An 18,039-nucleotide genomic window follows, 5' to 3' on the forward strand; every position below is an offset into this window, starting at 1 on the left:
GCCAACCACAGGAGAGGCCAACGCATGACTGTCACAGCCACGACCCACACCCAGGACAGGATGACCCCGGCTGAGCGCGTTCCCATCCGGTGCGTCGACTCCGATGTCCACCCGACTCCGCGCCGCGGCGAACTGGTGCAATACATCCCCGAACCGTGGCGCAGCAAGTACTTCCTCACCCGCAATATCGGCGAGCAGATCTACTACGACGCCCCGGACTACGCGCACTCCTACGCGATGCGCGTCGACTCCTTCCCGTCCGACGGGGAGTTCGCCTGCAGTGACCCCGATCTGGCTTTCAAGCAGCTGATCATGGAAGCCGGTTCCGACATCGCCGTTCTCGAACCGGCCGCATATCCGGCGCGCCTGCCGGAAGCCAACCACGCGATGAACGTCGCCCTCAACCACTGGCAGGCCAACCACTGGCTCGACAGCCACAACAACTGGCATCAGCGGTGGCGCGGTTCGGTCTGCGCGGCGATCGAGATGCCCGAGGATGCCGCTCGCCAGATCGACGAGTGGGCCGACCATCCCTACATGGCCCAGGTTCTCATCAAGGCCGAGCCGCGCCCCTCATGGGGTGACCCCAAATACGACCCGATCTGGGCGGCCGCCACACGCAACGACATCACCGTCAGCTGCCACCTCTCGCGCAGTCATCACGAAGAACTGCCCATCCCGCCGGTGGGGTTCCCCAGCTACAACCACGACTTCATGGTTTCCTACTCGCTGCTGGCGGCCAACCAGGTGATGAGCCTGGTCTTCGACGGGGTCTTCGATCGGTTCCCGGAACTGCGCATCGTGTTCGTCGAGCACGCCTTCACCTGGATCCTGCCGCTGATGTGGCGGATGGACGCCATCTACGAGAAGCGCAAGTCCTGGATGGACATCAAGCGCAAGCCCAGCGAATACGTCAAGGACCACATCAAGTTCACCACACAGCCACTGGACTACCCGGAGGACAAGACCGAGTTGATGCGCGCCTTCGAATGGATGGAGTGCGAGAAGATCCTGCTGTTCAGCAGCGACTATCCGCACTGGACGTTCGACGACCCGCGTTGGCTGGTGAAGCACCTGCCCGAGCACGCCCGCGAAGCCGTGATGTTCCGCAACGGAATCGCGACGTACAAGCTGCCGGAGACCGTCCCGGCACTCGAGGGTCAGGTTCGGGTTTTCTGATCCATGCGGAGGGCAGGAGCGAAGCGACCAGGGAAGGATTGATGGACCAGCAGAAGACACCCCGCCTCGCGCAGGGCCGCGAACATGTCGTCGCCACCGTTGACGAGATCCCTCCCGGCACACACAAACTGGTTCCGATAGGGCGCCACGGCGTCGGCGTGTACAACGTCAACGGTACGTTCCACGCCATCGCGAACTACTGCCCGCATGAGGGCGGTCCGCTGTGCTCCGGGCGTGCCCGGGGCCGCAACATCGTCGACGAAACCGTTCCCGGCGACTCGGTGATGGTCCGCGACCTGGAGTACATCTACTGTCCGTGGCACCAGTGGGGCTTCGAGCTGGCCACCGGCACCACCGCGGTCAAACCCGAATGGAGCATCCGCACCTACCCCGTTCGGGTCGTTGGCGACGATGTGTTGGTGCAGGCATGACGACGACGGCATCCTCAGGACCCGAGCTGAAGCCGGGTGAACGCACCATCGAGATCAACGGCGGCAACGTCGTCTACGAAATCCTCGGCGAAAAGGGCGATTTCATCGTCCTGACGCCCGGGGGCCGGTTCAGCAAGGACATCCCCGGGCTGCGGCCGCTGGCTGAGGAACTGGTCAAGGGCGGCTACCGGGTGGTGCTGTGGGACCGGCCCAACTGCGGCAAGTCCGACGTACAGTTCTACGGCCAGAGCGAATCGCACATGCGCGCCGAGACCATGCACCAGCTGATCACCAAGCTCGACATCGGCCCGTGCATCATCGCCGGCGGCTCGGGCGGTGCCCGCGACTCGATGCTGACCACGATGCTCTACCCCGAGATAGTCCGCAAACTCGTGGTCTGGAACATCGTCGGCGGGGTCTACGGATCGTTCGTGCTCGGTTCCTACTACATCGTCCCGAGCATCCTCGCGGTGCGCGGCACCGGCATGAAGGGCGTCGTCCACATCGACGAGTGGAAGGAGCGCATCGCCGAGAACCCCGCCAACCGGGAGCGGTTCCTGGCCCAGGACCCTGACGAGTTCCTCAAGCTGATGCTGCGCTGGCTCAACGCCTTCGTACCCAAGCCGGGTCAGACGATCCCCGGGGTCGAGGACGAGATGTTCGACAACATCACGGTTCCGACGCTGATCATCCGCGGCGGCGAGAACGACCTGGATCACCCTAAGCGCACCTCGCTGGAGGTGAGCTGCCTGATCAAGGGGTCGACGCTGATCGATCCGCCGTGGCCCGAGGACGCTTGGGAACGTGCCGCAGAGGACCGCGCGTCAGGAAAGGTCAAGCATTTCAACATGTTCGACACCTGGGTCCAGGCGGCACCACCGATTCTAGACTTCCTGGGCCGATGATGAGCGGTCCGAACGACTCACCCCTGGACGACGATGCGGACCTCGCAGTTGGTCGCGGCTTCCAGCGCGGTGTGGACCCGGCTTTCCGGTATCCGCAACAGGTCGGACTTGCGCAGGGTGACCGTGATGATGTCCCAGCCCTCGTCGCCCGGGACGCGCTCGATGATGCCGGCAAGACCGAAACCCTCCAGGACTCCGCGGGCGTCGTCGTCGGTGCCGTGACTGACGAACGTGAGCACACCGAGCACAGGATCGGTCGGGAATGCCTTGGCGCACAGGCCGGCAGCCACCCTCTGCAGGCTGCCCGGGTCGCCGCCCGTCATCAGGATCTCGACCTCCCGGCGCTTCGGTGGCAGCGCGGCCAGGTTGTTGTCGATCACCTCGGCGTCCACCCCGGTGGCGAGCCGGGTCAGTTCAGCCATTCCCTCGGCCAGCTGATCGCCGGTCAGCTCGCCCGCAGGGTCAACGCCGATCCGCACCACAGCCGTTCGCATGCAGCAAAGGGTAGCCGGGCATGCACACAGAACGCGTGATCCACGTACGCAGGAGGTATCGATGAGCACGGCGATGAACACCGAACTGACCGTCGCCGCCTGGCCCGGACTCACCCCCCGACTGCTGCGTGACGCCTCCGGTGTGGAGACCGCTGCCGAGTACCGCGCGGCCGGCGGCTATCTGCCGTTGACCGACCCGGGCGCGCTCCTCAACGGAATCGGGGAAGCCGGCGTGCTCGGACGTGGCGGAGCCGCATTCCCGATGGCGGTGAAGTTGTCCACGGTTCGCCAGGCCTCCCGGCGAGGCTCGGACACCGTGCTGGTGGCCAACGGCGAGGAGGGCGAGCCTGCCTCGGTCAAAGACCGCTGGCTGTTGCGCAACCGGCCACACCTGGTGCTGGACGGTCTCCGCCTCGCCGCCCAGATCGTGGGCGCGCCCGTCGCGCACGTCTACGTGTCTGACCCCGCGGCCGGTCAGGTGGTGCAGTCCGCTCTGGACGAACTCTCCGGGCCCGAACTCGACGGGGTCACCGTCAGCGTGCGGGTCGTTGACCCCGGCTATGTCGCCGGTGAGGAGACCGCCGCGGTCCGGGCCATCAACGGCGGCCCGGCCAAACCGACCGACAAGCCCCCACGGCCGTACGAGCAGGGCGTGGGCGGACTGCCCACTCTCGTCAGCAATGTGGAGACACTGGCCAACCTGCCATTCGTGCACGAGCACGGTGCGGTCGCGTACCGCCAGGTGGGCACCAAGGACTCCCCGGGCACATTCCTGGCGACCGTGACCGGCGGAGCCGGCCCGGCCGGCCTGTACGAGGTGCCGTTCGGCATCGCCGCCGCCGAACTCCTCGCGACGCACGGTGTCGCCGCCGATCAGGTGCAAGGCGCTCTGATGGGCGGATACTTCGCCGGGCTCCTCGACCGCAAGCTCCTCGACATCACGCTCGATCACGAAACTCTGCGCGGCCTGGGCAGCGGCCTGGGATGCGGGGCGATCTCCGTGTTGACCGGCGAATCTCCGGTGGCCGTGGCTGCATCGGTGCTCGCGTACTTCGCCCGCGAGAACGCCGGGCAGTGCGGATCGTGCTTCAACGGCACCGCCGCCATGGCCGCCGCGGCCGTGGCGTTGCGCGACGGCATCGCGAGCCAAGACGATCTGGACCGACTGAAACGGTGGTCGGTGGTGCTGCGGGGCCGTGGTGCCTGCGCGACTCTGGACGCAGCCACCAACATCGCCGCCAGCCTGCTCACGCTGTTCCCCGAGGACGTCGCCCGACACCTCGGCGCGCAGGACACGGCGGCGGACGCACCCGCATTCACTGCCGACCGTCCCTTCGAGGTGGAGCCACTGTGACCGAGAACATGCGAGTCAAACTCGACCGAACGCTGTGCGACGGGTTCGGCATCTGCGCCAAACACGCACCGGAGTACTTCCCCCTCGACGACTGGGGGTATGCGGTCCTCGCCGGTGACGGCAACATCCCCGAGCGTGACCACGACGCGGTCGCGCGGGCACTCATGGACTGTCCGGTGCACGCCATCATGGAGCTGGGCGAACGACGCCCCGATGACGCGCCGCCCCCGGAGCTGATCGAGCCCGACCTCGAGGACTTGAAGACCGAGAACAACGAGGCGGAATGGGGATTCACCCGGTGAGCCGTCTCCCCCTGCCCCAGCTGACTTTTGACAACGAGTTCTTCTGGACGTCAGGAGCCGACGGGGTACTGCGGATCCAGGATTGCGGCGACTGCAAGTCGTTGATCCATCCGCCTCAACCGGTGTGCCGCTACTGCGGCAGCCGCAACATGGGCGTCCGGGAGGTCTCCGGACGCGCTGTGCTGTCGGCGTTCACGGTCAACGAGCGGTTCTCGATTCCGGGCCTGCCCGCACCCTACGTCGTCGCACAGGTCGCCATCGAGGAGGATCCGCGCGTCCGGCTGACCACCAACATCATCGACTGCGACCCCGACGAGCTCGAACTCGGCCGGGTGGTCGAGGTGGTCTTCGAGCAGAACGAGGACGTCTGGCTGCCGCTGTTCACCCCGACCGCCGAGCCCGAGACGGGACCGCTGCCGGCCGACGAGATCGCGCCGGAGGATTTCGGCAAGTTCGTCCGGCCGATGTTGACCACCGAGAAGTTCGAGGACGCCGCTGCCATCACCGGCATCGGTGCGTCCCGGATGGGCCGGCGGCTGATGGTCTCGCCGCTGTCGCTGACCATCGACGCCTGCGAACAGGCGATCGCCGACGCCGGACTGACGCTGGCCGACATCGACGGGTTGTCGACCTACCCGGCTATGGATGCGATGGGCATGGGCGAAGGCGGCGTCACCGCTCTGGAAGGCGCGCTCGGCATCAGGCCGACCTGGATCAACGGCGGGATGGACACGTTCGGCCCCGGCGGCTCGGTGATCGCCGCGGTGATGGCGGTCGCCACCGGCATGGCCCGCCACGTGCTGTGCTTCCGCACCTTGTGGGAGGCGACGTTCAACCAGCTGATGAAGGAGGGCAAGGCGGCCCCGCCCGGCGGAGCCCGGGTCAACAACTGGCAGGCGCCGTTCGGCGCCACCTCGGCGGCGCACACTCTGGCGCTCAACGCGCAACGGCACTTCCACCGCTACGGCACCACCAAGGAGACGCTGGGCTGGATCGCGCTGAACCAGCGCGCGAACGCCGCCCTGAACCCGACGGCCATCTATCGCGACCCGATGACGATGGACGACTACCTCAACGCCCGCCCGATCACCACCCCGTTCGGGCTCTACGACTGCGACGTGCCCTGCGACGGCGCCGTCGCGGTCGTCGTCTCGGCGGTCGACGCCGCGGCCGACTGCCCCAAGCCCCCGGTGTTCTTCGAGGCCGTCGGCACCCAGATCATCGAGCGCACCGACTGGGACCAGACGACGCTGACCCACGAACCGCAGGTGCTGGGCCAGGCCGCGCACCTGTGGACGCGCACGTCGATGCGTCCCGCCGATGTCGACGTCGCCGAACTCTACGACGGCTTCACGTTCAACTGCCTGTCCTGGCTGGAAGCGTTGGGGTTCTGCGGGATCGGCGAGGCCAAGGACTTCCTCGACGGCGGTGCGGCAATCGCCCGCGACGGCGTGATACCGCTGAACACGCACGGCGGTCAGCTGTCGCACGGACGCACCCACGGCATGGGACTGGTGCACGAGGCCGTCACCCAGCTGCGCGGCGAGGGCGGCGAGCGGCAGGTCACCGACGCGAACGTCGCGGTGGTCAGCAGCGGCGGGCTGACGCCCAGCGGGGTGCTGCTGCTCCGGACGGAGGCCTGAGGCCTCCGTGACCGACCCCGCAGCCCGCCCCCGCGTCGTTGTCGTGGACGGCGTCCCGATGTCGGGGCTTGTCAGCGCGGCTTCGGAGCCACGCGCGGTGATCGTCGCGGTGCACGGCGGTGCCACCTCCTCGGCGTACTTCGACTGCCCCGGGCATCCGGAGCTGTCGCTGCTGCGGGCGGCCGCCGAGCGCGGATTCACCGCGATCGCCCTGGACCGGCCCGGCTACGGCGCCTCTGCGGTGTACGCCTCAGAGTTCGCCGACCCCGCCCGCCGGGTCGGCGCCGCGTTCGCGGCGGTGGACAAGATGCTCGGCGCCGGCGGACGCGGAGCGGGACTGTTCCTGGTCGGCCACTCGGCCGGTTGCGAGCTGGCACTGCGGATGGCGACCGCCGGCGCGGAGGTCATCGGCGTCGAGCTGGCCGGCACCGGCCTGCGCTACAGCGAGAACGCCAAGAGCATCATCAGCGAGGCGACCGTCACCTCGCGGCCGGCCGGACTACGGGATCTGTTGTGGCAGCCCACCGATCTCTACCCCGACGATGTGCTCACCGGAGCGCTCTCGGCCCCGGGTGTGGCCTACGAGTCCGAGGTCACCGCGAACTGGGCGCGGCGCGACTTCCCGGCCATCGCCGCAGACGTGCAGGTCCCGGTTCAGTTCAGCGTCGCCGAGCACGAAAGCGTGTGGGAGTCCACCGCGGAGGCACTCGCCTCGATCACCGGATTGTTCACCGGGTCGCCGCACGTCGGGCTGAATCCCATGGCAGCCAGCGGCCACAATCTCAGCGTCGGCAAGACGGCCGGCGAGTATCACGCAAAAGTGTTGTCGTTCATCGAAGAATGCATCGCGCGCTGCGGCCGCGATCGAGACGAAGAGGAGGCGAGCTGATGCGCGTCGGATTCATCGGCCTGGGCAGTCAGGGCGGACCCATGGCTCGGCGGATCGCCGAAGGCGGATTCGAGACCACGCTCTGGGCGCGCCGGCAGGCCAGCCTGGAGCCCTACGCCGACACCCCGGCCAAGACGGCGGCCACGCCCGCCGAGATGGCCGCCGCCAGCGATCTGGTGTGCCTGTGCGTGGTCGGTGACGACGACGTGCGCCAGGTCCTCGACGGGGAGACCGGTGTGCTGGCCGGACTGGCCGAGGGCGGGATCGTCGCGATTCACAGCACCGTGCACCCCGACACCTGCCGCGAGATCGCGGAAAAATGTGCGGCGCAGGGCATTTCGGTGATCGATGCTCCGGTCAGCGGTGGCGCACCCGCCGTCGAGGAAGGCACCCTGCTGGTCATGGCCGGGGGCGATGAGGAGGTCGTGGACCGCTGCCGGCCGGTCTTCGGGACCTACGCCGACCCGATCGTTCACCTCGGGCCGCTGGGTGCGGGGCAGAGCACCAAGATCCTCAACAACCTGCTGTTCAGCGCGAACCTGGGAAGTGCGGTGAGCACGCTGGAGCTGGGTGAGGCGCTGGGCATCGCCCGCGACAAGCTGGTCGATGTCCTCAACCGGGGCTCGGCGACGAGCAAGGCGGTCGGCAGCATCTCTATGTTCGGCGGCACGCTGGAGGGCCTCGCACCGATCGCCGGGGCGCTGCTGCAGAAGGACGTCCGGCATGCGGCCAGCCTCGCGGCTGCCGCCTCGGCGCCGGAAGGGGCGGTGTTCACCGCCGCCGACGCGGCGCTGGAGTCCATGGAGCACGGCCGATGAGCGCTTGCGCGAAGAGAAGAGCAGTACGGTGAGCCGGGTCGGTTTCGTCGGCGCCGGCCGGATGGGCGCACCGATGGCGCGCCGACTGGTCGAGGCCGGTCACGAGGTGCGGGTGCTGGGCCGCACCCCCGAGAAGCGGGAAGCGATCGGCGAACTGGGCGCCACCGCGGTGAGCACGCTCGCCGAGGTCGCCGAGGCCGCCGATGCGGTGGTGCTGTGCGTGTTCACCGCCGATCAGGTCACCGAGATCTGTGCCGATGACGGGCTGCTGGAGATGATCCCGGCCGACGCGGTGCTGATCATCCACACCACGGGCAGCCCCCGCACCGTGCAGGCGCTCGCCGCGCGGCGCCCGGCGCTGGGGGTGCTCGATGCGCCGGTCAGCGGCGGACCCCACGACATCGCCGCCGGTCACATCACCCTGTTCGTCGGCGGCGACGAGGCCGTCCTCGAACGGGCCCGCCCGGTGCTGTCGGGCTACGGTGATCCGATCCTGCACGTGGGCGGACTCGGGGCCGGTCAGTGGGTCAAGTTGATCAACAACACGCTGTTCGCCGCGCATCTCGGCGTACTGCGTCAAGCGGCCGCGTTCGGTGCCGAGGTGGGCGTCGACGAGGCGGGGCTGCTCAGCGCCGTCTCGCACGGCAGCGGCGCCAGCAAGGTGGGTGACATCGTCGGGACGCGCGGATCGGTGCAGGGCTTCATCGATTCGGTCGGCGAGTTCATCGGCAAAGACGTCGCGGTGGTCCGCACCATCGCCGCGGAGGCGGGAAACGACCTGGGACTGCTGGGGCCGCTGCTCGACAGCGTCGTGCCGGCGCGGTCCGAATCATGAGTTTCGCAAAATCCTTGGCGCGAAGCCTGAGTGCTGGATAACGCCAACTGTTAGCGTTACAGTTGTTTCGACTACCGTAACGCTTCCCGGCCCTCAGCCAGCCGCGAAGGAGGAACCCAATGACTGCTCCCAAGCTCGTCTTCAACCCGGTCTCGCAGGAGTTTTTCGACAACCCCTACGAGATCTACCAGCGAATGCGTGACGAGGAGCCGCTGTACTACGACGAGACAGAAGACTTCTACGCGCTGACGCGGCACGCCGACGTCGCCGCGGCCTTCAAAGACCACGAGTCCTTCTCGTCCGCCCGCGGGTGCGACCTCGGGATGGTGCGTTCGGGCGAGGTGCCGCAGAAGTCGATCATCTTCATGGATCCGCCCGACCACCGGCACATGCGCAGCCTGCTGAACAAGGCGTTCACGCCGCGGGCCGTCCAGGCGCAGCGCGACACGGTGATCGAACTCGTCCGGCACTACCTGGACAAGGCCGACCCGGACAACTTCGACGTCGTGCAGGATTTCTCCGGCCCGTTCCCCGTCGAGGTGATCACCCGGATGGCTGGCGTGCCCGAGGAGTACCGCCAGCAGGTGCGGCACTGGATCGACACCAGCCTGCACCGCGAGCCGGGGCAGATCGACTGGAGCGAGGAAAACCAGCAGGCCAACATCAACTCGGCGATGTACTACTTCAGTCTCGTTGAGGAGCGCCGCAAGAATCCGCAGGAAGACATGATCAGCCGGCTCATCGCGGCCGAGATCCCCGACGACGAGGGCAACCTGCGCAAGCTCGACGACATCGAGATCACCGCGTTCGCGACGCTGCTCGGCGGCGCCGGCGCCGAGACGGTCACCAAGCTGATGGGCAGCGCGGTGGTGGTGTTCGCCCAGCACCCCGAGCAGTGGCAGATGCTGCTTGAAGATCGCAGCAGGATTCCGGACGCGGTCGAGGAACTGCTGCGCTATGTCGGCCCGGTGCAGTACAACGTGCGCTACAGCCTGCGCGACGTCGAGTTGCCCAGCGGCACCGTGCCCGCCAACAAGCCGGTGTTCCTGATGGGAGCGGCGGCCAACCGGGATCCGCGGGCGTTCACCGATGCCGAGACGTTCGACATCACCCGCGACCGCACCCAGTCGCAGAACCTCGGCCTCGGGTACGGCATCCACAGCTGCCTGGGCGCGGCGCTGGCCCGGATGGAGAGCGCGATCGCGCTGGAGCACCTGCTGGATTTCATGCCGCGCTTCGAGGTGGATTTCGACGGTCTGCAACGGGTGAGCATGCAGAACGTCGCGGGCTATCACCACGTGCCCGTCAAGGTGTTGCGGTGAGCAGGGGATCCCGATGACGCAGAAGATCGAAGTCGATTTCGGCCTGTGCGAAAGCAACGGGGTGTGCATGGGCATCATCCCCGAGGTCTTCGATCTCGACGACGACGACTACCTGCACGTGCTGCAGGACGAGGTGACCCCGGACAACGAGCAACAGGTCAAAGAAGCTGTCCGGCAGTGCCCGCGGCAGGCCATTTCGATCGTCGAGGCCTGACCGGGCCCGGATGCGGTTCGTCCTGGTCCACGGCGGGTTCCATGCGGCGTGGTGCTGGGAGAAAACCGTCGCGGAACTGCGCGCGCTGGGACACGAGGCGGTAGCGGTCGACCTGCCCGGCCACGGGGCACTGGTCGATCAGGAGTCCACGCTGGCCAACCGCCGGGATGCCGTCGTCACCGCGATGCAGTCCGGGACCGGCCCCTGCGTGCTGGTGGGGCACTCCGGCGGCGGTTTCGACGCGACGCTCGCCGCCGATGCCCGCCCCGATCTGGTGCACCACATCGTCTACCTCGCCGCGGCGCTGCCGCGCGAGGGTCGCACCTATCCCGAGGCGATGGCCATGCGCGACGATGACGATCAGCTCGCCGAGGACTTCGACGGGGACGTCGGGGAGATGTTGGGCTACTTGACGTTCGACGACGACGGTGCGATGACCTTCGCCGATTTCGAGGGTGCGTGGAAGTACTTCTACCACGATTGTGACGAGCAGACCGCGCGCTGGGCATTCGAGCGGTTGGGCCCGGAACGCTTCGGCGACACCACGGTCACACCGGTGTCGGTGCCCGGATTCTGGGCGGCCGATCTCCCGCGTAGTTTCATTGTGTGCGAACAGGATAGGTCGATGCCGAGGTGGCTCGCCGACACCGTAGCCCGGCGGCTGGGTGTCGAGCAGCTGCTCATCGGCACATCGCACTCGCCGTTCCTGTCCCGGCCGCGCGAGCTGGCCGAGCTATTGGTGCACGCCACCACCACGAGCCCGGTCGGCCCGCTGTCTGCGCACTGAGCCGATCAGGCGCGCAACGCAATGCTGAAGGCGCTGTTGCGCACCCGAGGCTTCACATACCGGAGAGAATCACACCATTGCAGTCCGCAGCTGCCTGGCGCAGCTTCGCCGCCGCCTGGTACGCGTCTGAGTTGTACCACTCCCGGGCCGCCTCGACCGAGTCGAACTCCAGCAGCACGGTCTGCGTGCCGTGCCACTCACCTTCGATCGTCTCGGCCTTGGTGTCGAACGACAGCACCGTCGCTCCGGCCATGGCCTTTCCGGCCAGCTTGCCGTACTCGGCCATACCGGCCGGGTCCTTGACGTCCTCGGTGATGACGATATATCCCTTGGGCACTCGAATCTCTCCTGTTCTCAGTCGATCTCGCTGATCGCGCGTTCGGGGCAGTTCTGCACAGCTTCTCGGGCCGCATCCTGTAGACGCGGTGGGATCTCGTCGGTATCGGCGACCGCCCAGCCGTCGTCGGTCATCTCGAACACCTCGGGGCACAGCGTGAGGCACATGCCGTGACCGGCGCAACGGTCTTCGTCGACGACAACTCTCATGCGCGGTCGAACTCGAGGTGCAGTTCGGTGAGCCCGCGCAGGATGTAGGTGGGGATGTAGTCATAATGCCGGTTGCCGGCAGGTCCGTGCTTGGCCTGCGAGATCCGGATGTCGGTGGTTCGGTCGAGGAGACGTTCCAGACCCACCCGGGTCTCCGCGCGGGCCAGCGGCGCGCCTGGGCAGCTGTGGATGCCGCGGCCGAAGGCCAGATGCTGGCGCGCATTCTTGCGTTCCGGGTCGAAACTGTCCGGCTCCTCGAAACGACGCGGATCGCGGTTGGCTGCCCCGTTGATCACCATCACGGTAGTACCGGCGCCGAGCTGCTGATCACCGACCGTGGTCGGCACCCGGGACAATCGGAAGTCCCCTTTGACCGGGCTCTCGATCCGCAGGCATTCCTCGATGAAGTTGGGCAACAAGCTGCGGTCGGCCCGCAACTTGGCCTGGACGTCGGGGTTGTCCCCAAGCACCTTGAGCGCGGTGGACAGGAGCCGGACAGTGGTTTCCTGGCCGGCCGAGAACACGTTGGTGGCAACCCGAACGACGTCACCGACCTCAGGCATCGTGCCGTCGGGGAACGTCGCAGTGGCCAGGCCGGTGAGCACATCATCGCGTGGCTCGGTGCGACGGTCCTCGACGTAGGTGGCGAAGACCTCGTAGAGGTACTCGAGCGGAGTCTTGGTCAAGGTCTTGTCAGCGTTGCCCAGACCGCTGCCGTGGGTCCCGCGGGCCAGCCTCTCGATCAGCTCGTCCCGGTCGCCTTCGGGCACACCGAGCAGGTCGGCGATGACCTGCAGCGTGAACGGCCCGGCGAAGCCCTTGATGAACTCACCCTCTCCCGGCGCCAGGAAGTCATCGAGGATGTCGTCGGCGAGCTGCCACATCGCGTCCTCGTTCTCCTTGAGGCGCTTGGGCGTGATCAACCGCATCAACAGCGCGCGGTGGTTGGTGTGGGTCGGCGGGTCCAGGGTCGGCAGCTGGTCGCTGAACGGGATCTCGTCGCGGTGTTCCTTGATGATCTCGGTGATGTCCTCGTCTTCCATCCCGTCCAGGGACACCGGGAAACCGGGGAACGGACCGGTCACCGAGATGCACGACGAGAAACTATCGGCGTCGTTGTAGACGTCGACGGCTTCCTGCCAGCCGGTGACCATCGTGACCCCGTAGTGCTCCTCCCGGCTCACCGGGCATTTGTCGCGGAGTGCCGCATAGAAGGTATACGGATCGTCGGTCAACCGGCTGTCCCGGAAGAAGTCGACCTTGGTGAGGTCTTCGGTCATGCTCACTCCATTCGACGATCTCGCCATTTGAGAATGCTATTCTCATTCTTGCGTATTAGGTTTTCATACCGGCCACGCGGCGTCAACGAGGCCGACTCTCACCGTCCTCCTCGGGCTGGATGCGCAGCGCGTTCACCGCCACTGCCAGCATTTGATAGCAACCGATCACGAAGATGAGGTCCATGATCTGGCGCTCGTCGAAGTGCTCCTGCAGTGCCGCCCAGGTCGCATCGCACACGGTGCTGGCCTGGTCCATCTCGTCGACGACCTGCACCACGACCCGGTCCGACGCGTTGGGTGGCGCCACCCCGGCCCGGAGGGCGTCGATCTCGGCGATCTCCAGACCCGCCCGCTCGGCGATCGAAATGTGGTGCTCCCAGAGATAGTCGCAGCCGCGCAGCTGCACCGCGCGCAGCACCGCCACTTCGCGCATCCGGTCCGACAGGGTCGAATCGCGGAGCAGGTATGCGTTGAAATGCAGATAGGCCCGGGCGAGGCCCTGGTTGTGCACGAGCGTGCCCAGTACGTTGCCCGCGTCGCGGGGGTTGGCCCGCGCACGGGGCAACAGCGGGCTGAGCGCGTCAACCACTGCATCGTCCCACTCGCCGCCGGCCAATGGGGTGATCCGGGGCCGGGCCATCTACTGGATCGGTTCGTCGCCGAGCACCGTGGTGCGCAGCATTTCGCGCGGGGAGTCGGGGTCGTACGGCGCAGCGCGGTGCAGCACTCCGTTGTTGTCCCAGATGACCATGTCACCGACCGACCAGTGGTGGCTGTACACCAGTTCGGGCCGGGTAGCCCGGTCCAACAAATCGGCGAGCAATGCGCGCCCCTCATCGAGATCCATCCCGACGACATAGTCCGCCGAAGCGCCCAGCACCAGCGACTTCCGGCCACTACGGTGTGTCCAGAGAAGCGGATGCTCATGGGTGGGACGGGCGCGCCACCGCGCCAACTGCTCCGGCGTCGGATCCGGCGTGATCCGGCGTTGTGAGGCCTCCAGCGAGTGCACCACCCGTAACGAGCCGAATCGGCGCTTCTCCTCATCGCTGAACGCCTCGTAGGCTGCATAGGAGTTGGCGAACTCGGTCTCACCGCCACGTTCGGCAACCTGTTTGGCGGAAAGCACCGTGGCCTTCTGCGGACACTCATCGTTGAGCGGCGTACAGCCGTCGATGTGCCAGTCGAACGTCGCGCGCAGGTACGCCGCCGACGAGTTCTTCGACGTGTTCAGGGTCACCGGGTAGATTCCCGCGACCGGATGATGACCGTCAGACGAGTGATCGATCTCGCCGAGCCGCCGGCAGAACCTCACCTGTGCCTCCGGCTGCACATGCAAATCCGGAAACACCAGGACGCCGTTTGCTTCCAGCGCGTCGAGCACCGCCGACCCCAGCGTATCGTCACCCGCCAGCCTGTCGGGGTCGATGCCGAGCACCTCGGCTCCGACCGTGCCGGTCAATTTGTTCAGGGTCAGAACACTCATCGTTGGTCCTCTCCCGCCGCGGGGCGGTTCACGGTACCGGTGCGCTGACGCGGTCGATGACGGCGTCGGCGGAGTCGACCGGTTTCTGGGTGCCGAAGACCTCGACGGCCATCGACACCATGATCATCGAATAGATCAGGTGCAGCAGGTTCAGCACGTCGTCGGGAATGTCGTCGAGAGGGAACTTGTCGCAGTAGTCGATCGCCTCTTCGAATCGCGGCGCGAAAGCGTCGTAGAACTCGTGGATCTCCGGCATCGGGGTATTCAGCCGAGTCTCCCACCGCTCTGGTTCGGTAGATAGACACCACTTCTCGGCGAAAGGTTCGAACTCCGCGAATGTGCTTGGCAAGCTCTTGGCCGTCGTCGTACCAGGCATTGTCACACCCCCACCGGACGGCGTTCGGACTTGTACTCCTCGACCCAGTCGACCGCCACCTTGTGCAGATGTCGCACCAGGATCTCCTGATCGTTGAGCGGGTAGTCGTCGACTATCGGCTCGTCCAGGCCGTACTCCAGTGCCGCCTGCGTGCCACCGAGCATGCCGGCGTCCTGCAGGGCGAATTCCTTGAGCACGACCGAAGCCACCTCGTGCTCGATGCGTTCGCGCACCGTGCGGGCCGGATGAAAGGCGTTGTAGGCCTCGAACTTGTGGGTGTTGTGCGAGGTCGGCCAGTAGCGGTAGAGCAGGTACCAGCCGTGGTAGATCAGGATCTCCAGATTGGGAAAGATCTGGAAGTTGGTGATGCCCCACGGTTCGATCCCGCCCGGGTTGAGCCCGGCCGACTGGTGTGTCTCGGGCGTGCGCCACGGCCCGACCAGCCCGCTGCGGGTGGCCCGCTCGACGGGGTACATGTACTCCGGGTCGAGCAACCAACGTCGGGTGCCGGCGGTGGAGACCAGGCGGTGCGGCCCGTCGATCTGGAAGTGGCCGCACTCGAATGTCGCGTTGGGCTGGCGCACCGCGGTGGGCACCTGCTGCGAGTGCAGCGACGGAACATGGTAGTACTCCTGGAAGGCGTCGGCGAAGATCTTCCAGTTGCTGTTGTTGTGCGCGACGAAATCGTAACGCTCGGTCATCATCTCGAACGGATAGTCGTCCAGGGCCGTTATCATCGGGCCGAGGAATTCGCGCAACGACTGGCGGGGCTCCCGGTCGAAGTTGATGAAGATGAAACCATTCCAGATGTCGCAGTGCACCGGTGCCAGACCGTACTTGGCGGGGTCGAGATCGAAGAACTCGCCAGGCTGTTGCACGAAGGTCAACTCACCGTCCAGCCCGTAACGCCAGCCGTGGTACTTGCAGGTGAACTGGCGGCAGGTGCCCTTCACCTCTTCTTGCGGGTAGTCGTTCCACACCAGCTTGTTTCCGCGGTGCCGGCAGATGTTGTAGAAGGCTCGGATCACATCGTCCTTGCCTCGCACGACGATCACCGAGGTACCGACCGCGTCGATGTCCTTGGTCAGGTAGCTGCCGACGCGCGGGAGCTCCTCGACACGGGCGACGTTCAGCCACGCGCGTTTGAACACCGCTTCTCGCTCGAGTGCGTAGAACTCCGGCGAGGTCGAGTCCCGGAACGACACCGGCCCGGTACCGAGCTCGGGATAGTGTTCGGTCCAGCTGCCCTCCGTGGGCTTAGGCCACCGACCCATGTGCATCTCCCTGTCGTCGTTGCTTTTCCGAAGATCCGGCGCACATCACAACACCGATCCGCCGTTGACGCCGAGCACCTGGCCGGTGATGAAGCCGGCCTCCGGCGAACACAGGAATCCGACGGCGGCTGCGATGTCCTGCCCGGTCCCGAGATGACCGACCGGGATACTGGCGGCCATCTGTTCGTTAGGGGGTAGATAGCCGGCCGCCTGGGATTTGTGTTGCATCGGCGTCTCGATACCCGAGGGCGGGATGTTGTTCACGGTGATGCCCATGGCCCCGTACTCGCGCGCCAGCGACTTGGTCAACGAGATCAGCGCACCTTTGGACGCTGCGTAGTGCGCCATCTTCGGCGATCCGCGCTGGGCACTCGACGAGGAGATCATCACGATCCGACCCCAGCCGGCCTCGAGCATGTCCGGCACGGCAACCTGGGCGCAGTGAAAAGTCCCGTTCAGGTTCACGTCCACCACTTGCCGCCACCGCTCCGGTGAGATCTCCACGAACGGAGCCCAATCCACCAGACCGGCGCTCGTGACCAGGATGTGCACCGGCCCCAGCTCCGTGCGCACCTTCGCGAACGCATCGTCGACAGCGGCACGGTCGGTGACGTCGACCGCCACCCCCAGAGCCACCACTCCCTGGCCCCTCAATTCCTCGGCGACCCGCTGCACGGCGTCGCCGTTGACGTCGAGAACGGCAATCTTGTGCCCGCGGCGGCCGAGTTCGTGGCAGGTCGCTTCCCCCATGCCCGACGCACCGCCGGTCACGACAGCGACCCTGGCCATCGAATCATGCTCAGCAGAAATGCTATTCATAGACCACATGCACCCTTCGGCTGGTGGGAAGCGACTGACACGTCAGAACCCAGCCCTCCTCCACCTCGTCCGGCTCCAGCGCGTCATTGTTGAGCATGCGGGCACTCCCCTCGACCACCCGCGCCATACAGGTTCCGCAGGAGCCTGTTTCACACGATGACGGAGCCTTCAGCCCGGACATGCGCGCGGTCTGCAGCAGCGTCTCCCCTTGACGGTAGGTCGCTTCGGTCACCTTTCGGTCGAGTTCGATGACGACCTCTTCGGTGACTGCTGTTTCTCCGACCAGGTCCGGAGTCGGTTCCGCCACCGTGAACCGCTCGAGATGTACCCGCTTGCCGGGAGCGCCGGCCGCGGCCAGGGCGGACTCGATCGTCTCCATGAACGGGCCCGGACCGCAGATGTAGTAGTCGGCCGCACCGACCGCGCCGACCCGGCTGACGAAAGCCTTGACCGCCGTCGGCGTCACCACGCCGGCGTCCTCGTCGAAGTGATGCTCGACGACAAGCCGATCGGGATACAGCGCCACGAGACGCTGCAGCGCCTCGGAGAAGATCACCGAATCGCGGGCGCGATTGGCATAGAACAACCTGACTCGACGAGGCGACCCGGTCAGCACGGTTCGGATCAGCGACATGATGGGGGTGATCCCGCTACCACCGGCGAAGGCGACCAACTCGTCGTCGCTTGAAGGCCCCTCGCGGAGGACGAATCTCCCCTCGGGCGGTGCCGCGTGCAATTCGAGGCCGGCTGCGGCGGTGTCGTTGATCCAGTTGGACACCAGCCCCCCGGGATCCCGTTTGATGGTGATCCGCAGCTCGTCCTCGACGGGTGCGGACGACATCGAATAGCACCGGCGCAGATCCTGGCCGTCCACGGTGACCCGCAGGGTGAGGAACTGGCCGGCTTGGTACCGGTACCGCGCAGAGCAGTGCTCGGGCACGTCGAGCACCAGCGACACCGCATCCGAAGTCTCTCGGACCACCCGCTTGATCCGCAGCGGGGCAAAGGTGTCGGTGGTGCTGTCGTCGGCCATCGCCGCAATGTTATCAAGTACTTGTCATTGACCTCAAGTACTTGCGATAGAC

22 protein-coding genes are annotated in these 18,039 nt (G+C 66.5%); 12 read left to right on the plus strand and 10 right to left on the minus strand.

From position 1 onward, the window contains the following. Window positions 1-24 precede the first annotated feature (24 nt). Genes ACXAID_RS07645 through ACXAID_RS07655 form a run of 3 tightly spaced genes read left to right on the plus strand, consistent with a single transcriptional unit; the run spans window position 25 to window position 2,515 of the window. On the plus strand, window positions 25-1,179 hold the full coding sequence (locus tag ACXAID_RS07645) for an amidohydrolase family protein (RefSeq protein ID WP_475021596.1): 1,155 nt from the start codon (window positions 25-27) through the stop codon (window positions 1,177-1,179). Between the two features lie 41 nt (window positions 1,180-1,220). Next, window positions 1,221-1,610 (plus strand): Rieske (2Fe-2S) protein, encoded by a 390-nt coding sequence (locus ACXAID_RS07650; RefSeq protein WP_475021597.1) that lies wholly within the window; start codon window positions 1,221-1,223, stop codon window positions 1,608-1,610. Further along, on the plus strand, window positions 1,607-2,515 hold the full coding sequence (locus ACXAID_RS07655) for an alpha/beta fold hydrolase (protein ID WP_475021598.1): 909 nt from the start codon (window positions 1,607-1,609) through the stop codon (window positions 2,513-2,515). The genes ACXAID_RS07650 and ACXAID_RS07655 overlap by 4 nt, the downstream gene beginning before the upstream one ends. Before the next feature lie 17 nt (window positions 2,516-2,532). Here the strand turns inward: ACXAID_RS07655 and ACXAID_RS07660 are convergent, their stop codons facing one another. Continuing rightward, a complete protein-coding gene (locus ACXAID_RS07660; protein ID WP_475021599.1) occupies window positions 2,533-3,009 on the minus strand; it encodes a hypothetical protein in 477 nt (158 codons plus the stop codon). A gap of 61 nt (window positions 3,010-3,070) precedes the next feature. Between ACXAID_RS07660 and ACXAID_RS07665 the strand changes: the two genes are divergently transcribed. The 9 genes from ACXAID_RS07665 (at window position 3,071) to ACXAID_RS07705 (ending at window position 11,173) form a co-directional block, all read left to right on the plus strand. Next, window positions 3,071-4,363 carry an NADH-ubiquinone oxidoreductase-F iron-sulfur binding region domain-containing protein gene (locus ACXAID_RS07665; protein WP_475021600.1) on the plus strand — a complete coding sequence of 431 codons (1,293 nt, stop codon included), beginning with the start codon at window positions 3,071-3,073 and terminating at the stop codon, window positions 4,361-4,363. A gap of 8 nt (window positions 4,364-4,371) precedes the next feature. After that, window positions 4,372-4,665 carry a ferredoxin gene (locus tag ACXAID_RS07670; RefSeq protein ID WP_475021636.1) on the plus strand — a complete coding sequence of 98 codons (294 nt, stop codon included), beginning with the start codon at window positions 4,372-4,374 and terminating at the stop codon, window positions 4,663-4,665. Continuing rightward, the gene (locus ACXAID_RS07675) at window positions 4,647-6,308 is read left to right on the plus strand and encodes a thiolase C-terminal domain-containing protein (RefSeq protein WP_475021601.1); all 1,662 of its coding nucleotides are present in this window, start codon (window positions 4,647-4,649) and stop codon (window positions 6,306-6,308) included. The genes ACXAID_RS07670 and ACXAID_RS07675 overlap by 19 nt, the downstream gene beginning before the upstream one ends. A gap of 7 nt (window positions 6,309-6,315) precedes the next feature. Next, window positions 6,316-7,197 (plus strand): alpha/beta fold hydrolase, encoded by an 882-nt coding sequence (locus ACXAID_RS07680; protein WP_475021602.1) that lies wholly within the window; start codon window positions 6,316-6,318, stop codon window positions 7,195-7,197. Beyond that, window positions 7,197-8,015, plus strand: a complete 819-nt coding sequence (locus ACXAID_RS07685) for an NAD(P)-dependent oxidoreductase (RefSeq protein ID WP_475021603.1) — start codon at window positions 7,197-7,199, stop codon at window positions 8,013-8,015. Before ACXAID_RS07680 ends, ACXAID_RS07685 begins: the two co-directional genes overlap by 1 nt. A 4-nt stretch (window positions 8,016-8,019) precedes the next feature. Beyond that, on the plus strand, window positions 8,020-8,850 hold the full coding sequence (locus ACXAID_RS07690; RefSeq protein ID WP_475021604.1) for an NAD(P)-dependent oxidoreductase: 831 nt from the start codon (window positions 8,020-8,022) through the stop codon (window positions 8,848-8,850). A gap of 119 nt (window positions 8,851-8,969) precedes the next feature. Continuing rightward, window positions 8,970-10,172, plus strand: a complete 1,203-nt coding sequence (locus ACXAID_RS07695) for a cytochrome P450 (RefSeq protein ID WP_421458928.1) — start codon at window positions 8,970-8,972, stop codon at window positions 10,170-10,172. Window positions 10,173-10,185: 13 nt separating this feature from the next. Beyond that, window positions 10,186-10,386: a ferredoxin gene (locus tag ACXAID_RS07700; RefSeq protein ID WP_421458930.1), complete on the plus strand. Its 201-nt coding sequence runs from the start codon at window positions 10,186-10,188 to the stop codon at window positions 10,384-10,386. 10 nt (window positions 10,387-10,396) lie between these two features. Beyond that, window positions 10,397-11,173, plus strand: a complete 777-nt coding sequence (locus ACXAID_RS07705) for an alpha/beta fold hydrolase (protein WP_475021605.1) — start codon at window positions 10,397-10,399, stop codon at window positions 11,171-11,173. 52 nt (window positions 11,174-11,225) lie between these two features. On the opposite strand, the gene ACXAID_RS07710 is transcribed toward ACXAID_RS07705, so the two are convergent. From ACXAID_RS07710 to ACXAID_RS07750, 9 genes are all read right to left on the minus strand, one after another. Beyond that, window positions 11,226-11,510: a DUF1330 domain-containing protein gene (locus tag ACXAID_RS07710; RefSeq protein ID WP_475021606.1), complete on the minus strand. Its 285-nt coding sequence runs from the start codon at window positions 11,508-11,510 to the stop codon at window positions 11,226-11,228. Between the two features lie 17 nt (window positions 11,511-11,527). Next, on the minus strand, window positions 11,528-11,719 hold the full coding sequence (locus ACXAID_RS07715; RefSeq protein WP_475021607.1) for a ferredoxin: 192 nt from the start codon (window positions 11,717-11,719) through the stop codon (window positions 11,528-11,530). Continuing rightward, complete coding sequence (locus ACXAID_RS07720; RefSeq protein ID WP_475021608.1) at window positions 11,716-12,999, minus strand: cytochrome P450; 1,284 nt, start codon at window positions 12,997-12,999, stop codon at window positions 11,716-11,718. Before ACXAID_RS07720 ends, ACXAID_RS07715 begins: the two co-directional genes overlap by 4 nt. Window positions 13,000-13,081: 82 nt before the next feature. Next, a complete protein-coding gene (locus ACXAID_RS07725) occupies window positions 13,082-13,639 on the minus strand; it encodes a carboxymuconolactone decarboxylase family protein (protein WP_475021609.1) in 558 nt (185 codons plus the stop codon). Further along, window positions 13,640-14,485: a TauD/TfdA dioxygenase family protein gene (locus ACXAID_RS07730; protein ID WP_475021610.1), complete on the minus strand. Its 846-nt coding sequence runs from the start codon at window positions 14,483-14,485 to the stop codon at window positions 13,640-13,642. A gap of 28 nt (window positions 14,486-14,513) precedes the next feature. After that, window positions 14,514-14,861, minus strand: coding sequence for a hypothetical protein (locus ACXAID_RS07735; protein ID WP_475021611.1), 348 nt, complete (start codon window positions 14,859-14,861; stop codon window positions 14,514-14,516). A gap of 2 nt (window positions 14,862-14,863) precedes the next feature. Continuing rightward, complete coding sequence (locus tag ACXAID_RS07740; protein ID WP_475021612.1) at window positions 14,864-16,135, minus strand: aromatic ring-hydroxylating oxygenase subunit alpha; 1,272 nt, start codon at window positions 16,133-16,135, stop codon at window positions 14,864-14,866. 45 nt (window positions 16,136-16,180) lie between these two features. Next, window positions 16,181-16,924: an SDR family NAD(P)-dependent oxidoreductase gene (locus tag ACXAID_RS07745; protein ID WP_475021613.1), complete on the minus strand. Its 744-nt coding sequence runs from the start codon at window positions 16,922-16,924 to the stop codon at window positions 16,181-16,183. Window positions 16,925-16,946: 22 nt separating this feature from the next. After that, complete coding sequence (locus ACXAID_RS07750) at window positions 16,947-17,987, minus strand: 2Fe-2S iron-sulfur cluster-binding protein (protein WP_475021614.1); 1,041 nt, start codon at window positions 17,985-17,987, stop codon at window positions 16,947-16,949. Window positions 17,988-18,039 lie beyond the last annotated feature (52 nt).

It is taken from the genome of Mycobacterium sp. ABE4_509 (assembly GCF_056160785.1).